The 17,380-nt window shown below is 56.3% G+C and carries 18 protein-coding genes; 9 read left to right on the forward strand and 9 right to left on the reverse strand.

Annotation, left to right across the window (positions count from 1 at the left end):
- Positions 1–250: 250 nt before the first annotated feature.
- Genes cmoB through I6L58_RS22170 form a run of 5 tightly spaced genes read right to left on the reverse strand, consistent with a single transcriptional unit; the run spans position 251 to position 3,831 of the window.
- The gene (gene cmoB, locus I6L58_RS22150) at positions 251–1,222 is read right to left on the reverse strand and encodes a tRNA 5-methoxyuridine(34)/uridine 5-oxyacetic acid(34) synthase CmoB (protein WP_088208257.1); all 972 of its coding nucleotides are present in this window, start codon (positions 1,220–1,222) and stop codon (positions 251–253) included.
- Positions 1,219–1,962 carry a carboxy-S-adenosyl-L-methionine synthase CmoA gene (gene cmoA / locus I6L58_RS22155; protein ID WP_006176056.1) on the reverse strand — a complete coding sequence of 248 codons (744 nt, stop codon included), beginning with the start codon at positions 1,960–1,962 and terminating at the stop codon, positions 1,219–1,221. Before cmoA ends, cmoB begins: the two co-directional genes overlap by 4 nt.
- Positions 1,963–2,002: 40 nt before the next feature.
- Entirely contained in the window at positions 2,003–2,398 is a 396-nt protein-coding gene (locus tag I6L58_RS22160; RefSeq protein WP_006176055.1) for an MAPEG family protein, read from the reverse strand.
- Positions 2,399–2,449: 51 nt separating this feature from the next.
- A complete protein-coding gene (locus I6L58_RS22165; RefSeq protein WP_088208258.1) occupies positions 2,450–3,268 on the reverse strand; it encodes a DUF72 domain-containing protein in 819 nt (272 codons plus the stop codon).
- Positions 3,265–3,831, reverse strand: a complete 567-nt coding sequence (locus I6L58_RS22170; RefSeq protein WP_088208259.1) for a hydrolase — start codon at positions 3,829–3,831, stop codon at positions 3,265–3,267. The genes I6L58_RS22165 and I6L58_RS22170 overlap by 4 nt, the downstream gene beginning before the upstream one ends.
- Positions 3,832–4,095: 264 nt before the next feature.
- Between I6L58_RS22170 and aspS the strand changes: the two genes are divergently transcribed.
- From aspS to ruvB, 6 genes are all read left to right on the forward strand, one after another.
- A complete protein-coding gene (gene aspS / locus I6L58_RS22175; RefSeq protein WP_006176051.1) occupies positions 4,096–5,868 on the forward strand; it encodes an aspartate--tRNA ligase in 1,773 nt (590 codons plus the stop codon).
- A 1-nt stretch (position 5,869) separates the two neighbouring features.
- Positions 5,870–6,313: a dihydroneopterin triphosphate diphosphatase gene (gene nudB / locus I6L58_RS22180; protein ID WP_006176050.1), complete on the forward strand. Its 444-nt coding sequence runs from the start codon at positions 5,870–5,872 to the stop codon at positions 6,311–6,313.
- 27 nt (positions 6,314–6,340) lie between these two features.
- Positions 6,341–7,081, forward strand: a complete 741-nt coding sequence (locus tag I6L58_RS22185) for a YebC/PmpR family DNA-binding transcriptional regulator (protein WP_006176049.1) — start codon at positions 6,341–6,343, stop codon at positions 7,079–7,081.
- 37 nt (positions 7,082–7,118) lie between these two features.
- A complete protein-coding gene (gene ruvC / locus I6L58_RS22190; RefSeq protein ID WP_006176048.1) occupies positions 7,119–7,640 on the forward strand; it encodes a crossover junction endodeoxyribonuclease RuvC in 522 nt (173 codons plus the stop codon).
- A 203-nt stretch (positions 7,641–7,843) separates the two neighbouring features.
- Positions 7,844–8,455: a Holliday junction branch migration protein RuvA gene (gene ruvA, locus I6L58_RS22195; protein ID WP_006176047.1), complete on the forward strand. Its 612-nt coding sequence runs from the start codon at positions 7,844–7,846 to the stop codon at positions 8,453–8,455.
- Between the two features lie 8 nt (positions 8,456–8,463).
- On the forward strand, positions 8,464–9,474 hold the full coding sequence (gene ruvB, locus I6L58_RS22200) for a Holliday junction branch migration DNA helicase RuvB (protein ID WP_058610192.1): 1,011 nt from the start codon (positions 8,464–8,466) through the stop codon (positions 9,472–9,474).
- 94 nt (positions 9,475–9,568) lie between these two features.
- On the opposite strand, the gene znuB is transcribed toward ruvB, so the two are convergent.
- Entirely contained in the window at positions 9,569–10,354 is a 786-nt protein-coding gene (gene znuB, locus I6L58_RS22205; protein WP_006176045.1) for a zinc ABC transporter permease subunit ZnuB, read from the reverse strand.
- Complete coding sequence (znuC, locus tag I6L58_RS22210) at positions 10,351–11,106, reverse strand: zinc ABC transporter ATP-binding protein ZnuC (protein ID WP_088208260.1); 756 nt, start codon at positions 11,104–11,106, stop codon at positions 10,351–10,353. Before znuC ends, znuB begins: the two co-directional genes overlap by 4 nt.
- 77 nt (positions 11,107–11,183) lie before the next feature.
- On the opposite strand from znuC, the gene znuA reads away from it, so the two are divergent.
- The 3 genes from znuA to lpxM all read left to right on the forward strand — a co-directional run bounded on the left by znuA (position 11,184) and on the right by lpxM (position 14,553).
- Entirely contained in the window at positions 11,184–12,128 is a 945-nt protein-coding gene (znuA, locus tag I6L58_RS22215; protein ID WP_042320059.1) for a zinc ABC transporter substrate-binding protein ZnuA, read from the forward strand.
- A 15-nt stretch (positions 12,129–12,143) separates the two neighbouring features.
- Entirely contained in the window at positions 12,144–13,463 is a 1,320-nt protein-coding gene (gene mepM / locus I6L58_RS22220; RefSeq protein WP_088208261.1) for a murein DD-endopeptidase MepM, read from the forward strand.
- A 118-nt stretch (positions 13,464–13,581) separates the two neighbouring features.
- Positions 13,582–14,553 (forward strand): lauroyl-Kdo(2)-lipid IV(A) myristoyltransferase, encoded by a 972-nt coding sequence (gene lpxM / locus I6L58_RS22225; protein ID WP_058610194.1) that lies wholly within the window; start codon positions 13,582–13,584, stop codon positions 14,551–14,553.
- 59 nt (positions 14,554–14,612) lie between these two features.
- Here the strand turns inward: lpxM and pyk are convergent, their stop codons facing one another.
- The gene (gene pyk / locus I6L58_RS22230; RefSeq protein WP_006176040.1) at positions 14,613–16,055 is read right to left on the reverse strand and encodes a pyruvate kinase; all 1,443 of its coding nucleotides are present in this window, start codon (positions 16,053–16,055) and stop codon (positions 14,613–14,615) included.
- Positions 16,056–16,177: 122 nt separating this feature from the next.
- Positions 16,178–17,047, reverse strand: a complete 870-nt coding sequence (locus I6L58_RS22235) for a MurR/RpiR family transcriptional regulator (protein WP_006176039.1) — start codon at positions 17,045–17,047, stop codon at positions 16,178–16,180.
- Positions 17,048–17,380: the final 333 nt, after the last annotated feature.

The raw sequence follows: 17,380 nt of genomic DNA on the forward strand, positions 1-17,380 counted from the left end.
GCGCATCATGTCGCCCAATATGATGCTTGCTTGTACCAGGCCCCTGCAATTTCAACAGGGGCCTTTTTTTCTCCGTCATATTTCAAGCCGCAGCGGCGTTGGCCGCCTCGCTCACCCCAGTCACTTACCGATGTAAGCTCCCGGGGATTCGCTGCGTTGCCGCCTTGCTGCAACGTGAAATATTTTGGAAAAATAGTGCCCGATGAGGCGAGTAGGCCGGGTAAGGCGTAGCCGCCACCCGGCATCAAGGCTACGGCTTCGTCGCTATCAACACCGCGCGCATCGGTGCCGGATAGCCTTCGACGGTCTTGCTGTGGTCGTCCGGGTCGAGGAACTGCTCCAGCGATTCGGTGATCATCCAGTCGGTGCGGCGCTGCTCTTCGATGGAGGTCACGCAGACATCCGCAATACGCACATCCACAAACCCGCACTTCTCGAGCCAGTTTTTCAGCGCCAGCGCGGACGGAATAAAGTAGACGTTTCGCATCTGCGCATAACGATCGCCCGGAACCAGCACGGTGTGCTCGTCGCCTTCCACCACCAGCGTTTCCAGCACCAGTTCGCCGCCGCTGACCAGCTGATCTTTCAGCTGCCACAGGTGCTCCAGTGGGGAGCGACGGTGATACAGCACGCCCATGGAGAACACCGTGTCGAACGCTTTCAGGGCAGGGAGTTGCTCAATGCCCAGCGGCAGCAGGTGGGCGCGCTGGTCGTTGCCCAGCAGTTTACGCACCGCTTCGAACTGGCACAGGAACAGCTGCATCGGGTCGATACCCACCGCCAGGTGCGCGCCTGCGCCAATCATGCGCCACATGTGATAGCCGCTGCCACAGCCGACGTCCAGGATCGTGCGCCCGGTGAGGTCCGACAGGTGGGGCAGAACGCGATCCCATTTCCAGTCAGAACGCCATTCGGTATTAATGTTCACGCCATACAGCGAGAACGGCCCTTTGCGCCACGGCATCAGGTTACGCATCAGCGTTTCAATACGGTTTCGTTGCCCCTCGGACAGCGGTGCGTCGCTTTCTGCGGTGACGCTGTGCAGCAGGTCCAGACGGTGCGGCGTCAGCTCCGGCAGAAACTCCACCGCGTTAGACCACTGCTTCAGCAGGCCGTGCTGCTGGTCCCGCTGCCAGGTAGCGATCTGCGCAGGCAGGGTTTCCAGCCAGTGGGAGAGATGACTTTTCGCAATCAGCTGATAGAAATTGCCGAACTCGATCATGCGACATCCTCAGCTTTCAGAGCGACCAGCGAGCCAAAGTTAAAGCACTGGAACCACAGTTCGCTGTGCTCAAACCCTGACTGACGCAGCCGGGCTTTGTGTGTTTCAACGGAATCCGTGAGCATGACGTTTTCGAGCATGCTGCGCTTCTGGCTGATCTCCAGCTCGCTGTAGCCGTTCGCACGTTTAAAATCGTGGTGCATATTGAACAGCAGCTCGCCTACGTCCTTGTCTTCAAAGCTAAACTTCTCAGAGAGCACCAGCGCGCCGCCCGGATTCAGACCCTGATAAATTTTATCCAGCAACAGCTGGCGGTCTTCAGGCACCAGGAACTGCAGGGTAAAATTCAGTACCACCATCGACGCATTCGAGATGTCGATATCGCGAATATCACCTTCCACAACCTCTACCGGCGTCGGGGCTTTATATGCGTCGATGTGTCGGCGGCAGCGTTCCACCATGGCAGGCGAGTTGTCGACGGCAATGATTTTGCATCCGTCATGGCGAACGTTACGACGTACCGACAGCGTTGCCGCGCCGAGCGAACAGCCCAGGTCATAGACCTGCGTGCCGGGTTGAACGAAGCGTTCAGCCAGCATGCCGATCATCGAGATGATATTGGAATATCCGGGAACAGAGCGCTGGATCATATCCGGGAAGACTTCGGCTACCCGTTCATCAAAGGTCCAGTCGCCCAGGCTGGCGATAGGCGCGGAAAAAAGCGTGTCGCGATCTGACATAACGTAAAAATCCGGGAAAAATAAAGGGGCGTATTGTGCGCTAACGCAAGGAGAAAACCAACTCCCACGGCATATACCAAAGGTTAGCCAGCACCATCAGCAAAAGCGAGGCCCATGTCGCGCTCATGCCGGAACGACGCCAGCGGAACAGGCGCTGGTGGAAGCCGTAGTAGTGCATCAACCGGCCCGCAATTAGCAGTAAACCACAGACGTGAACCATCCAGGTCTCCGCACCGTTCATCTCCATAAACAGCAGCATAATTAATGCCACGGGGATGTACTCGACCGCATTGCCGTGAATGCGGATGGCGCTTTGCAGTTCAGAGAACCCACCGTCACCGTAGGAGACGCGGTATTGCATTCTCAGGCGCACAACATCAAATGAAAACTTAATCAGCAGTAATGCACCTAACACCGCATACAGCGCGCTGACCATACTAACTCCCTGTTTTTGGCAGATGGTACGTCTCTATGATAGGGGGTGATTTCAGAAAAGAGAAGATTGTTGTGGAATGGCGGGGGCGCTGCCGACAGACGGAACCGCAGCCTGCAAGGCCTGCCAGAGAGCATCGACCAGTTCAGGGGCCTGGGCGATATCGGGGGTGTGTAAAAACAGATACGGCGTGGTGGCTTGCTCCCATTTCGGCAACGTTTGCAGCCAGACGCTAAACAATTCACGATTTTGCTGCATGTTATCGCTGCCGATAAACCGGACCATCGGGTTAGCGGCGGTCAGCACCGCATGCACCGGGACTTTGGGCTTTTTACGTTGGGCGTCAATAATGGCTTCACTCTGGGGGATCGCGCTGTGTACCGGTCTGGAATCGAGAATGACGCGGTTAATGCCCCGGTCGTGCAGCCCGCGGTTCAGCGCTTTCTCCGCCTCGCCTTTGGCAAAGAACTCGGGATGCCTGACCTCTACACCGTAGGTGAATTCCCGGGGCAGGGCATCAAGAAACTGCCACAGCGCAGGCAGATCGCGCGGGCCAAAGACCGCGGGAAGCTGGAGCCAGTACTGCCCGATGCGGTTAGCCAGAGGCGACATCCGGGTGAAAAACTCTTCGGTTAAATCACCGCAGTTGCGCAGGGCGGCGGTGTGCGAGATGGTTGCCGGGAATTTAAAGCAGAAGCGAAACGCGTCGGTGGTCTGCTCGCGCCAGCGCGCGACAATCTCGGCGCGAGGCAGGGCATAAAGCGTGGTATTTCCCTCCACGCAGTTGAAGTGTCGGGCATACTCTTCAAGGCTGGTGATGCCAAGGCGCACCCACTTCGGGTGCGACCACTGAGGCAAGCCCACGTACATCATAGCGCGTTTAAAATCTCGTCCGTGCTGCGCACGCGGCCAATGCGCGGGAAGATGTGGGTCATGCTGCCCTGATGTTGCTCGGAAGAGGCGGCGCTACAGGCATCCTCAGCGATGACCAGGTTAAAACCCAGCTCCCAGGCGTTGCGCGCGGTGGATTCCACGCCGATATTGGTGGAGATCCCGCACAGGATGATGGTGTCGATCCCGCGGCGGCGCAGCTGCAGCTCAAGATCGGTACCGTAGAACGCGCCCCACTGGCGTTTGGTGACTTCAAGGTCGCTGTCGCGTTTACCGAGAGACTCTGGATAGGCCCACCAGTTTTCCGGCAGCGCGTGGGCCGGGGCCTGCGCGTCGACAGGTTGCTTCAGCGCTTCGGCGAAGTCGGCTGACCAGCCTACGCGCACCATGACCACGGGCGCACCGCTGGCGCGGCATTTTTCCGCCAGGCGAGCGGCACGGCTCACCACCTCGTCAGCAGTATGCGGACCACCGGCAAAAGGGAGGATCCCTTCCTGCAAATCAATGACGACAAGTGCAGTTTTGGTGGCATCAAGTGTGAACATAGTAACTCCAGTTAAATGAATCGCTTTGGTTACACCTTACGACGTTATTCCCTGTTATCGGGCGGATAATTTTGTTAATTTTTGTGAGAATGCGCAATTAGAGCGCAGCAAACCACCGTCAGACCGTGCTTCGCTCTTATCGTCGGGCGGAATTTCCAGTATAATAGCCGCCTTTTTTCATCCAGTTGTGACATACAGAAAGCTGCGACATAGTAGCCTGTACATCAGGCAACATTTAGCCTGCGGCTAATTAAGGGATATCTCATGCGTACAGAATATTGCGGGCAGCTGCGTCAGTCCCACGTCGGGCAGCAGGTAACCCTGTGTGGTTGGGTCAATCGCCGTCGCGATCTCGGTAGCCTTATCTTTATTGATATGCGCGACCGCGAAGGTATTGTTCAGGTGTTCTTCGATCCCGATCGCGCAGAGGCGTTGAAGCTGGCGTCTGAGCTGCGTAATGAGTTCTGCATCCAGGTAACCGGCACCGTGCGTGCGCGTGACGAGAAAAACGTCAATGCAGAGATGGCGACGGGCGCAGTTGAAGTGCTGGCCTCCGATCTGGTCATCATCAACCGTGCCGAAGCGTTGCCGCTGGACTCCAACCATGTCAACACCGAAGAAGCACGCCTGAAATACCGCTACCTGGATCTGCGTCGCCCGGAAATGGCTCAGCGCCTGAAGACCCGTGCGAAAATCACCAGCCTGGTGCGCCGCTTTATGGATGACCACGGTTTCCTGGATATCGAAACACCGATGCTGACCAAAGCCACGCCGGAAGGCGCGCGCGATTACCTGGTCCCGTCCCGCGTTCATAAAGGCAAGTTCTACGCGCTGCCGCAGTCTCCTCAGCTGTTCAAACAGCTGCTGATGATGTCCGGCTTCGATCGCTACTATCAGATTGTAAAATGCTTCCGCGACGAAGACCTGCGTGCTGACCGTCAGCCAGAATTTACCCAGATCGATGTGGAAACCTCCTTCATGACCGCCGAGCAGGTGCGTGAAGTGATGGAAGCGCTGGTGCGCGGCCTGTGGAACGACGTCAAAGGCGTTGAGCTGGGCGACTTCCCTGTCATGACCTTCGCCGAAGCCGAGCGTCGCTACGGCTCCGACAAACCAGACCTGCGTAACCCGATGGAGCTGGTGGACGTGGCGGACCTGGTGAAATCCGTTGAGTTCGCGGTCTTTGCTGGCCCGGCTAACGATGCCAAAGGCCGTGTGGCTGCCCTGCGCGTACCGGGCGGTGCCAGCTTGAGCCGTAAGCAGATTGACGACTACGGCAATTTCATCAAAATCTACGGCGCGAAAGGCCTGGCCTATATTAAAGTGACCGAACGCGCGAAAGGCCTGGACGGTATCACCAGCCCGGTGGCGAAGTTCCTGAACGCGGACATTGTAGAAGCGATCCTTGAGCGCACTGGCGCGCAGGACGGCGATATGATCTTCTTCGGCGCAGACAACAAAAAAGTCGTTGCGGATGCGATGGGCGCGCTGCGTCTGAAGCTCGGCAAAGACCTGAGTCTGACCGACGAAACCAAATGGGCACCGCTGTGGGTTATCGACTTCCCGATGTTTGAAGACGACGGCGAAGGCGGCCTGACCGCAATGCACCACCCGTTCACCTCGCCAAAAGACATGACGGCGGCAGAGCTGAAAGCGGCCCCGGAAGAGGCGGTAGCGAACGCCTATGACATGGTCATCAACGGCTACGAAGTGGGCGGGGGTTCCGTGCGTATTCACAGCGGCGAGATGCAGCAGACCGTGTTCGGTATTCTTGGCATTAACGAGCAGGAGCAGCGCGAGAAGTTCGGCTTCCTGCTGGACGCCCTGAAATACGGTACGCCGCCGCACGCGGGTCTGGCATTCGGTCTTGACCGTCTGACCATGCTGCTGACCGGCACCGACAACATTCGCGATGTTATCGCCTTCCCGAAAACCACGGCTGCTGCGTGTCTGATGACCGAAGCACCAAGCTTTGCTAACCCAGCTTCACTGGCTGAGTTAGGCATTGAAGTGGTGAAGAAGGACGAGAAAAACTGATATGGCATATAAGCGTCCCGTTTCTGTTCTGGTGGTCATTTATGCAGAAGATACGAAGCGGGTGCTGATGTTGCAGCGGCGTGACGACCCTGATTTCTGGCAGTCGGTTACCGGCAGCCTGGAAGAGGGGGAGACCGCGTCGCAGGCCGCCGCGCGTGAAGTAAAGGAAGAGGTCACGATTGACGTTGCCAGTGAGCAACTGACCCTGAAGGACTGTCAGCGCACGGTGGAGTTTGAAATTTTTAGCCATTTACGTCATCGCTATGCGCCGGGGATTGAGCGCAATACGGAATCGTGGTTCTGTCTCGCGCTCCCCCACGAACGGGAGATCGTGTTCACGGAACACCTGACCTACCGCTGGGTGAACGCGACGGATGCCGCCGCGCTGACCAAGTCGTGGAGCAACCGGCAGGCGATTGAAGAATTTGTAATTAACGCTGCCTGAGAAGGCGCGATTTTTGGAGAACTTTTTATGGCAGGTCATAGTAAGTGGGCCAACACCAAACACCGCAAAGCGGCACAGGATGCCAAGCGCGGTAAAATCTTTACCAAAATCATTCGTGAGCTGGTAACGGCAGCACGTCTGGGCGGCGGCGATCCGGCGTCTAACCCACGCCTGCGCGCAGCGGTTGATAAAGCGCTGTCCAACAACATGACGCGTGACACCCTGAACCGTGCTATCGCACGCGGCGTGGGCGGTGATGAAGACGCGAACATGGAAACCATCATTTATGAAGGTTACGGCCCTGGCGGTACTGCGGTCATGGTGGAATGCCTGTCCGACAACCGTAACCGTACCGTTGCCGAAGTGCGCCATGCGTTCACCAAAACCGGTGGCAACCTGGGTACCGACGGCTCCGTGGCTTACCTGTTCAGCAAAAAAGGCGTGATCTCGTTTGAGAAAGGCGATGAAGATGTGATCATGGAAGCTGCGCTGGAAGCGGGTGCGGAAGACGTGGTGACCTACGACGACGGCGCTATCGACGTGTATACCGCGTGGGAAGAGATGGGGGCCGTGCGTGATGCGCTGGAAGCGGCGGGCCTGAAAGCGGACAACGCTGAAGTCTCTATGATCCCGTCTACCAAAGCAGACATGGATGCTGAAACGGCACCAAAACTGCTGCGTCTGATCGACATGCTTGAAGATTGCGACGACGTGCAGGAAGTGTACCACAACGGTGAAATCTCTGATGAGGTGGCGGCAACGCTGTAATGGCGTGGCTTAACCTTGTCGTAAGTGGAGACGCGCGATGTCGATAATCCTTGGGATTGACCCCGGCTCGCGCATCACCGGTTATGGCGTCATCCGTCAGGTTGGACGCCAGTTAACCTATCTGGGCAGCGGCTGCATTCGCACAAAGGTCGACGATTTGCCGTCACGCCTGAAGCTGATTTATGCAGGCGTATCGGAGATTATCACCCAGTTCCAGCCTGACTATTTCGCCATCGAGCAGGTCTTTATGGCGAAAAACGCCGATTCAGCACTCAAGCTGGGCCAGGCTCGCGGTGTGGCAATTGTTGCCGCCGTGAACCAGGATTTGCCCGTGTTCGAGTATGCGGCAAGACAGGTCAAGCAGACGGTGGTCGGCATAGGTAGCGCGGAGAAAAGCCAGGTGCAGCACATGGTACGTACCTTGCTGAAGCTTCCCGCTAACCCGCAGGCCGATGCCGCCGATGCGCTGGCGATTGCAATAACCCATTGCCACGTCAGCCAGAATGCGATGCAGATGAGCGAGTCGCGGCTTAATCTGGCGAGAGGCAGGTTACGATAAAGAGAAATCAGGCTGGATGTTTATCCAGCCTTTTTTTATTATACCCGTCATACTTCAAGTTGTATGTGCGTTGGCTGCACTCGTTCACCCCAGTCACTTACTCATGTAAGCTCCTGGGGATTCACTCCCTTGCCGCCTTCCTACAACTCGAATTATTTAGGGTATATGTCCAGCAAACATTTTCCAGAACGCAGGAGCGTCATGTGATAGGCAGACTCAGAGGCATCATCCTTGAAAAACAACCCCCGTTAGTGCTGCTGGAAGTGGGTGGCGTGGGCTATGAAGTCCATATGCCGATGACCTGCTTCTATGAGCTGCCTGACGCAGGTAAAGAGGCGATAGTTTTTACGCAGTTCGTGGTGCGTGAAGATGCTCAGCTGCTCTATGGCTTCAACAACAAACAAGAGCGGATGCTGTTCCGTGAGTTAATTAAAACCAACGGCGTGGGCCCAAAACTGGCGCTGGCGATCCTGTCCGGGATGTCTGCGCCGCAGTTTGTGAATGCCGTTGAGCGTGAAGATCCCGCCGCGCTGATTAAGCTGCCGGGTATCGGTAAAAAAACCGCAGAACGCCTGATTGTCGAAATGAAAGACCGCTTCAAAGGCCTGCATGGCGACCTGTTTACCCCTGCCGCTGACCTGGTACTCACCTCGCCGGGCGCGCCGTCATCGGATGATGCGGAACAGGAAGCAGTTGCCGCGCTGGTGGCGCTGGGCTATAAACCTCAGGAAGCCAGCCGTATGGTAAGTAAAGTGGCCAAACCGGATGCCGGCAGTGAAACTCTGATTCGTGAAGCGCTGCGCGCTGCATTGTGAGGTAAAGGATGATTGAAGCAGACCGTCTGGTATCGGCCGTCAGCAGCATGCCAGAAGATGTGGTGGACCGCGCGATCCGCCCCAAATTGCTGGATGAATATATCGGCCAGCCGCAGGTTCGCTCTCAGATGGAAATCTTCATCCAGGCGGCCAAACTGCGCGGCGACGCGCTCGATCACCTGCTGATTTTTGGCCCGCCGGGGTTAGGGAAAACCACGCTGGCGAACATCGTCGCCAACGAAATGGGCGTCAACCTGCGCACCACCTCCGGCCCGGTGCTGGAGAAAGCGGGCGATCTCGCGGCGATGCTCACCAACCTCGAACCGCACGACGTCCTGTTTATCGATGAGATCCACCGTCTGTCACCGGTGGTGGAAGAGGTGCTCTATCCGGCGATGGAAGATTATCAGCTGGATATCATGATCGGCGAAGGCCCGGCGGCGCGCTCAATCAAGATTGACCTGCCGCCGTTCACCCTGATTGGCGCAACCACCCGCGCCGGCTCCCTGACGTCGCCCCTGCGTGACCGCTTCGGCATTGTTCAGCGTCTGGAGTTTTACCAGGTGCCGGATCTCCAGCACATCGTGGGGCGCAGCGCGCGCTTTATGGGGCTGGAGATGAGCGAAGAAGGGGCCTATGAAGTGGCGAAACGCTCCCGTGGCACGCCGCGAATCGCTAACCGTCTGCTGCGTCGCGTGCGTGATTTCGCTGAAGTGAAGCACGATGGCTCGATCTCAGCCGATATTGCAGCCCAGGCGCTGGATATGCTGAATGTCGATGCAGAAGGCTTTGACTACATGGACCGCAAGCTGCTGCTGGCGATCCTGGATAAATTCTTCGGTGGGCCGGTGGGGCTGGATAACCTTGCCGCGGCAATCGGGGAAGAGCGTGAAACGATTGAGGACGTGCTCGAGCCGTATCTGATCCAGCAGGGGTTCTTACAGCGCACCCCGCGCGGGCGAATGGCGACGGTGCGGGCGTGGGATCATTTCGGGATTACGCCGCCGGCAATGCCATAAATCATGCCGGATGGCGGCTTCGCCTTATCCGGCTTACGGGTATTCTGTTGATTTTGACGCCCCGGTAAGCGAAGCGTCACCGGGGAAATACTGACTACTGTGCGGTTTTCTTCATCATACTGAAGACAAACAGCACCGCCGCACTTAATACCACAGAAGGGCCTGCTGGCGTGTCGTAGAACGCGGAGAAGGTTAACCCGCCCGTGACCGCAATCATCCCGATAATCACCGCAATGCCTGCCATCTGCTCCGGCGTACGGGCAAAACGACGCGCGGTGGCGGCGGGGATAATCAGCAGGGACGTAATGATCAACGCACCAACAAACTTCATTGCCACGCCGATGGTTAACGCCGTGACCAGCATCAGCAGCAGCTTCACGCGCTGAAGCTTCACTCCATCGACGAAGGCCAGATCCGGGCTGATGGTCATCGCCAGAAGGTTGCGCCACTGCCAGAAGAGGATCCCCAGCACAACCACCACGCCAATGGCGATCGAGATCAGGTCTTCCGGCGTCACCGCGAGGAGATCGCCGAACAGGTAGGCCATTAAATCCACGCGGATGTTTGACATCAGGCTCACGACGACCAGACCCAGCGACAGGGCGCTGTGCGCCATAATGCCGAGCAGCGTATCAATAGCGAGGTGAGGGCGTTTTTCCAACCAGACCAGCCCGGCGGCCAGCAGCAGCGTGACCACTATCACGGCGTAAAACGGATTGATATTCAGCAGCAAGCCAAAGGCCACGCCCAGCAACGAGGCGTGTGCCAGGGTATCGCCGAAGTAAGACATTCTGCGCCAGACAACGAATGAGCCTAAAGGCCCGGCGGCGCAGGCAAGCATAACCCCGGCCAGCCAGCCGGGCAGTAACAATTCAATCATGAGTGTCCATTTCCCCGACGCAGGACAATTCGTCCCTGTAAATCATGGCGGTGGTTGTGATTATGGCGATAAATGCCCAGCTGTTCGGCACCCCGGTGTCCAAACATTGAGATAAACTCCGGGTGCATTGAAACGACCTCTGGCGTGCCGGAACAGCAGATGTGATGGTTCAGACACAGCACTTCGTCGGTCTTCGCCATGACCAGATGCAGATCGTGCGATACCATGAGTACCGCGCAGTTTAGCTCGCGGCGCAGCTGGTCGATCAGATCGTAGAGGGCAACCTGGCCATTGACGTCAACACCCTGCGTCGGTTCATCAAGCACCAGCAGCTGCGGGCTGCTTAACAATGCCCGCGCCAGCAAGACACGCTGGGTTTCGCCACCCGAGAGTTTTTGCAGGGGGGCGTCAATCAGATGACCGGCCTGGACATGTTTGAGCGCAGGCAGAATATCGTCTTTACGCGTACCGGGCCGAAGGCGCAAAAAGCGGCTGACCGTCAGCGGCAGGGTCGCGTCCAGGTGTAATTTCTGCGGCACATAGCCAATACGCAGCTGTCCGTCGCGCTTGATAACCCCTTCATCAGGTGCTATCAGGCCGAGCACCACGCGCACAAGCGTCGATTTACCCGCGCCGTTGGGGCCGAGTAGCGTTAAAATTTTACCGGGCTTCAGGTCAAGCGACACGTCAGAGAGGACGCGGCGCTGACCAAAGGAGACCGAAATTTTTTCGAGAGAAACCAAAGTCGTCATGTCAATTTACGCTTGCAGAAGTCGTGAAATGTTATAATATCACATTTCCCGCATTCATTACGATGATTAGTCGCATTATGTTACAGAAAAATACGCTTCTTTTCGCAGCATTATCCGCTGCCCTTTGGGGTACAACAGCACAAGATGTTAACGCCGCTGTTGTCGCTTCGCTTAAACCGCTTGGATTCATCGCCTCCGCCATTGCTGATGGTGTCACGGAGACGCAGGTTTTACTGCCTGACGGTGCCTCTGAGCATGACTATTCTTTGCGTCCTTCTGATGTAAAACGCTTACAAAACGCGGACTTAGTTGTGTGGATTGGTCCTGAGATGGAAGCCTTCATGCAGAAGACGGCTAAACAGGTGCCTGCGCAGAAACAGGTCACCATTGCTGAACTTGCTGGCGTGAAACCGTTACTCATGAAAGGGTCTGACGACGATGGCGACGAACACGGTCACGATCATGCTCACGGCGAAAAAGGTGACGGCGATCACCATCATGGTGAATACAACATGCACCTGTGGCTTTCCCCTGAGATAGCGCGCCTGTCCGCGGTTGCAATCCACGACAAATTAGTGGAACTTATGCCGCAAAGTCGAGCCAAACTTGACGCCAACCTGAAGGATTTTGAGGCACAATTAGCCGCAACCGATAAACAGGTGGGTAACGAGCTCGCGCCGCTGAAAGGAAAAGGGTATTTCGTTTTTCATGACGCCTACGGCTATTACGAAAAACATTACGGTCTGACCCCGCTGGGGCATTTCACCGTTAACCCGGAAATTCAGCCTGGTGCGCAGCGTTTACATGAAATCAGAACACAGTTGGTTGAGCAAAAAGCGACATGCGTTTTTGCTGAGCCACAGTTCAGGCCAGCGGTCGTAGAAGCCGTGGCCAGGGGAACATCCGTGCGCATGGGTACCCTTGACCCGCTAGGAACGAACATCCAGTTGAGCAAAGCGAGCTATTCGCAGTTCCTCAGCCAACTGGCGAACCAGTATGCGAGCTGCCTGAAAGGAGATTAACGAGGAAGTGAATACGTGCAACAGATAGCCCGCTCTGTCGCCCTGGCATTTAACAATTTGCCTCGACCCCATCGCGTTATGCTGGGGTCGCTTACGGTTCTCACCTTAGCGGTCGCCGTCTGGCGGCCCTATGTTTACCACCCGAGTTCTGCCCCTATCATCAAAACCATCGAGCTTGAAAAGAGTGAAATTCGTTCTCTTCTGCCTGAAGCCAGCGAGCCTATCGATCAGGCTGCGCAGGAAGATGAAGCGATCCCTCAGGATGAGCTGGATGATAAAATCGCCAATGAAGCTGGCATTCACGAATATGTCGTGTCGACGGGCGATACGCTGAGTAGCGTGCTCAACCAGTACGGCATCGATATGGGTGATATCAGCCGGCTCGCGGCCTCGGATAAAGAGTTACGCAACCTCAAGATTGGTCAACAGCTCTCCTGGACGCTAACCGCAGACGGTGATTTACAGCGCCTGACGTGGGAAATGTCGCGCCGGGAAACCCGCACCTACGATCGCACTGCAAACGGTTTCAAGATGACCAGCGAAATGCAGCAGGGCGACTGGGTCAACAGCGTGATGAAAGGCACCGTTGGGGGGAGCTTCGTCTCTGCGGCACGGGATGCGGGCCTGACCAGCGCTGAAATCAGCTCGGTTATCAAAGCCATGCAGTGGCAGATGGACTTCCGCAAACTGAAAAAAGGCGATGAGTTCTCCGTGCTGATGTCTCGCGAGATGCTTGACGGCAAACGCGAACAGAGCCAGCTGCTTGGCGTGCGTCTGGGTTCTGCGGGCAAAGATTATTATGCTATTCGCGCCGAAGACGGTAAGTTCTACGACCGTAACGGGACAGGCCTTGCGAAAGGTTTCCTGCGTTTCCCGACCGCGAAACAGTTCCGCGTCTCCTCCAACTTTAACCCGCGTCGTCTGAACCCGGTTACGGGCCGCATTGCGCCGCACCGTGGCGTGGACTTCGCGATGCCGCAGGGCACGCCAGTACTGGCGGTGGGCGACGGTGAGGTCGTTATGGCCAAACGCAGCGGCGCGGCCGGCTATTACGTGGCGGTTCGTCATGGTCGTACCTATACCACACGCTATATGCACCTGCGTAAGCTGCTGGTCAAACCGGGTCAGAAAGTGAAGCGCGGAGATCGCATTGCGCTTTCAGGCAATACCGGGCGTTCAACCGGGCCACACCTGCACTATGAAGTGTGGATCAACCAGCAGGCGGTGAACCCGCTGACGGCGAAACTGCCGCGCACGGAAGGCCTGACGGGTAAAGATCGTACCGACTACCTGGCGCAGGTCAAAGAGGTGATGCCACAGCTGCGCTTCGACTAAGCCCTCTGTTTTACTGCAAAGCCGGCTCCCTGTGCGCCGGCTTTTTCTTTTGTGCGCGGGCCGCAGCCTCGCTACACTATCTGAATAATTTTTTGCGTCACCCGACCCTGGAATCAGCATGGAAACTAAAAAAAACAATATTGAATACATTCCTGAGTATGAAAAATCTTTCCGCCATCCGCGAAACTGGGGAGCCTGGCTTGGCGTTTATGCGTTTGCGGGGATAGCGTTGCTCCCGGCATCCGTGCGGGACCCGTTCCTGGGTACGGTCGGTCGCCTGGCTGGTCGCATGGGCAAAAGCGCGCGTCGCCGTGCGCAGATTAATCTTCTGTACTGTTTCCCGGAAAAGAGCGAGGCCGAGCGCGAGGCAATCATTGATGCCATGTATACCACCGCGCCGCAGGCGATGGCGATGATGGCCGAGCTGGCGCTGAAAGGGCCGGAGAAGGTCCTGCCGCGCGTCGACTGGAAAGGGATGGACATCATCGAGGAAATGCGTCGCAACGACGAGAAGGTGATTTTCCTGGTGCCTCACGGCTGGGGAGTGGACATTCCCGCGATGCTGATGGCTTCTCAGGGGCAGAAGATGGCGGCCATGTTCCACAACCAGGGCAATAAGATTTTTGATTTTGTCTGGAACACCGTGCGTCGCCGCTTTGGGGGTCGCCTGCATGCGCGTAACGACGGTATCAAGCCGTTTATCCAGTCCGTGCGTCAGGGCTACTGGGGTTATTATCTGCCGGATCAGGATCATGGACCCGAGCATAGCGAGTTCGTGGATTTCTTCGCCACCTATAAAGCGACATTACCGGCGATTGGTCGCCTGATGAAAGTGTGCCGCGCGCGTGTGATCCCGCTGTTCCCCGTTTATGACGGCAAAACGCATCGTCTGAGCATTGAAGTGCGTCCGCCGATGGATGACTTACTGACCGCCGACGACACGACCATTGCGCGCCGCATGAACGAAGAGGTGGAGCTGCTGGTGGGGCCGCATAAAGAACAGTACACGTGGATACTCAAGCTGCTCAAAACGCGTAAGCCTGGGGAAATCGAGCCTTATAAACGCAAAGAGCTTTTCCCTAAGAAGTAAATCGCACTTCGCATTGACTCTCTCCCCGCAGGGAGAGGGTTTCGTCCTTGCCGTCGCGATTACTCGACCGTCATAACGCGGGTGGTGTTGGTGGAGCCGATGGTGCTCATCACATCACCCTGGGTAACGATCACGATATCGCCGGACACCAGATAGCCTTTATCGCGCAGCAGGTTCACCGCATCGTTAGCCGCCGCAACGCCGTCGTTGGCGCTGTCGAAGTGCACCGGCGTAACGCCACGATAGAGCGCCGTGAGGTTCAGCGTGCGCTCGTGGCGAGACATCGCAAAGATAGGCAAGCCGGAGCTGATACGGGAGGTCATCAGTGCGGTACGGCCAGACTCCGTCATGGTGATGATCGCGGTCACCCCTTTCAGGTGGTTGGCGGCATACATCGCGGACATCGCAATCGCTTCTTCCACGTTGTCGAACTGAATATCCAGACGGTGTTTGGAGACGTTGATGCTTGGGATTTTTTCAGCACCCAGGCAGACGCGCGCCATAGCGGCCACGGTTTCAGCAGGATACTGACCTGCAGCGGTTTCCGCTGACAGCATAACCGCATCGGTACCGTCGAGCACGGCGTTCGCTACGTCCATCACTTCCGCACGGGTCGGCATTGGGTTAGTGATCATCGACTCCATCATCTGGGTCGCGGTGATCACCGCACGGTTCAGCTGGCGCGCACGGCGGATCAGCGCTTTCTGGATACCGACGAGTTCAGGATCGCCAATTTCCACGCCCAGGTCGCCACGGGCAACCATCACCACGTCAGAGGCCAGAATGACATCGTCCATCGCATCCTGGTCGCACACCGCTTCAGCGCGTTCGACTTTAGCCACAATTTTAGCGTCGCAGCCCGCATCGCGTGCCAGACGACGCGCGTAGTTCAGGTCTTCGCCGCAGCGCGGGAAGGAGACGGCCAGATAGTCAACGCCAATCTGCGCGGCTGTCACGATATCGGCTTTGTCTTTTTCGGTCAGCGCTTCCGCAGAAAGGCCGCCGCCGAGCTTGTTGATGCCTTTGTTGTTGGAGAGTGGGCCGCCAACGGTGACTTCGGTAAACACCTTCATGCCCTGAACTTCCAGCACTTTAAGCTGCACGCGACCGTCGTCAAGCAGCAGGATGTCGCCAGGCACCACGTCTGCAGGCAGGCCTTTGTAATCGATACCGACTTTCTCTTTGTCGCCTTCGCCTTTGCTCAGGTTGGCATCAAGCAGGAACTTATCGCCAATATTGAGGAAGACTTTCCCTTCTTTGAAGGTGGATACGCGAATTTTTGGACCCTGCAGGTCACCGAGGATGGCAACGTGACGGCCCAGTTTAGCCGCGATTTCGCGGACTTTGTCAGCACGTAGTTTATGGTCTTCTGGTGTACCGTGAGAGAAGTTCATACGCACCACGTTGGCGCCTGCGGCAATAATTTTTTCGAGGTTATTGTCGCGATCGGTGGCCGGGCCTAAGGTGGTTACGATCTTGGTTCTGCGAAGCCTTCTGGACATGTAATACTCCGTTGACTGAAACAACTTTGGTGTTGCGTGAACAATAAATCGGCCTTCAGTCTGCTGCAAAGCATCAGAGAACTGACCGGTTGCCGTGAATCGTACAACGTCATTTTTGACTTTTAAGGGGTGTTACTCTTTATAAGCAATTCTTTATCAAAACGCGATTCCTTCAGCGCTTCCTTGACCCGCTTCAAGTTATCCCTGAATTTTGCCCCCCGGCGGAGGGTAAAACCGGTCGCCAGCACGTCAATTACCGTCAGCTGAGCCAGGCGAGAGACCATCGGCATGTACATGTCGGTGTCTTCTGGCACATCAAGGGTAATGGCAAGCGTGGCCTCACGCGCCAGCGGCGTGCCCGCCGTCGTCAGCGCAATCACCATGGCATCGTTTTCACGTGCCAGCTGCGCCAGTTCGACCTGGCTTTTTGTGCGTCCGGTGTGTGAGATGAGAACCACGACATCATCTTCGCTACAATTCATACAGCTCATGCGTTGCAGCACAATGTCATCGGAATAGATAACCGGCACGTTGAAGCGGAAAAACTTGTTCATCGCGTCGTGCGCCACGGCTGCGGAAGAGCCCAGCCCGAAAAAGGCGATGCGCTTGGCCTGCGTCAGTAAATCCACCGCGCGATTCACCGAAGCCATCTCTAACGACTGACGGACGTGGTCCAGCGTGGCCATTGCCGACTCGAAAATTTTTGCTGTATACGCATCAACGCTGTCGTCTTCATCCACATTGCGATTAACATACGGGGTGCCGTTTGCCAGACTTTGGGCGAGATGCAGTTTAAAATCAGGGAAGCCGCGCGTTTCCAGGCTACGGCAGAATCGGTTAACCGTCGGTTCGCTGACGCCCGATTCCTGTGCCAGAGCGGCGATGCTTGAATGAATCGCCTGAGCGGGCGAAGCGAGAATGACTTCAGCCACTTTTCGCTCGGATTTGCTAAGGTGTTCCAGTTGGAACTGGATTTTTTCCAGCATGTTCATTATTAACAAGACGCTCGTGAGGGCAGAAACGATTTCATTAATCGATGAAATCACGAATCGATTTCGTCGATATTACCCCTGTGACTTCCCTAAAGGGTAACAGTCGATAAGAAATGATGTTGTTTTTTTTCATTACTTGATCGCTGTCGGGTTTTACAGCGGTCAATGAGTACAAAGAATCAACGGTTTTCGCACCATTACTGCGTCACCTGCCGCAGACTGGCGAAAAATCGCGGTATCGCACGCGACGTTAAGCGCTAATGGTTTCGGGAATGACGTAAAAGCAGTACAGTGCATTGTAATAAAATTACAACGATACCTGGCAGAAGCACC

The sequence above is a fragment of the Enterobacter cancerogenus genome (assembly GCF_019047785.1).
Taxonomy (GTDB): Bacteria; Pseudomonadota; Gammaproteobacteria; order Enterobacterales; family Enterobacteriaceae; genus Enterobacter; species Enterobacter cancerogenus.

Excerpts from the sequence above, each read along its gene's own strand:
- cmoB (WP_088208257.1), bottom strand. The coding sequence starts at position 1,222 with ATGATCGAGTTCGGCAATTTCTATCAGCTGATTGCGAAAAGTCATCTC.
- cmoA (WP_006176056.1), bottom strand. The coding sequence starts at position 1,962 with ATGTCAGATCGCGACACGCTTTTTTCCGCGCCTATCGCCAGCCTGGGC.
- I6L58_RS22160 (WP_006176055.1), bottom strand. The coding sequence starts at position 2,398 with ATGGTCAGCGCGCTGTATGCGGTGTTAGGTGCATTACTGCTGATTAAG.
- I6L58_RS22165 (WP_088208258.1), bottom strand. The coding sequence starts at position 3,268 with ATGATGTACGTGGGCTTGCCTCAGTGGTCGCACCCGAAGTGGGTGCGC.
- I6L58_RS22170 (WP_088208259.1), bottom strand. The coding sequence starts at position 3,831 with ATGTTCACACTTGATGCCACCAAAACTGCACTTGTCGTCATTGATTTG.
- aspS (WP_006176051.1), top strand. The coding sequence starts at position 4,096 with ATGCGTACAGAATATTGCGGGCAGCTGCGTCAGTCCCACGTCGGGCAG.
- nudB (WP_006176050.1), top strand. The coding sequence starts at position 5,870 with ATGGCATATAAGCGTCCCGTTTCTGTTCTGGTGGTCATTTATGCAGAA.
- I6L58_RS22185 (WP_006176049.1), top strand. The coding sequence starts at position 6,341 with ATGGCAGGTCATAGTAAGTGGGCCAACACCAAACACCGCAAAGCGGCA.
- ruvC (WP_006176048.1), top strand. The coding sequence starts at position 7,119 with ATGTCGATAATCCTTGGGATTGACCCCGGCTCGCGCATCACCGGTTAT.
- ruvB (WP_058610192.1), top strand. The coding sequence starts at position 8,464 with ATGATTGAAGCAGACCGTCTGGTATCGGCCGTCAGCAGCATGCCAGAA.
- znuB (WP_006176045.1), bottom strand. The coding sequence starts at position 10,354 with ATGATTGAATTGTTACTGCCCGGCTGGCTGGCCGGGGTTATGCTTGCC.
- znuC (WP_088208260.1), bottom strand. The coding sequence starts at position 11,106 with ATGACGACTTTGGTTTCTCTCGAAAAAATTTCGGTCTCCTTTGGTCAG.
- znuA (WP_042320059.1), top strand. The coding sequence starts at position 11,184 with ATGTTACAGAAAAATACGCTTCTTTTCGCAGCATTATCCGCTGCCCTT.
- lpxM (WP_058610194.1), top strand. The coding sequence starts at position 13,582 with ATGGAAACTAAAAAAAACAATATTGAATACATTCCTGAGTATGAAAAA.
- pyk (WP_006176040.1), bottom strand. The coding sequence starts at position 16,055 with ATGTCCAGAAGGCTTCGCAGAACCAAGATCGTAACCACCTTAGGCCCG.
- I6L58_RS22235 (WP_006176039.1), bottom strand. The coding sequence starts at position 17,047 with ATGAACATGCTGGAAAAAATCCAGTTCCAACTGGAACACCTTAGCAAA.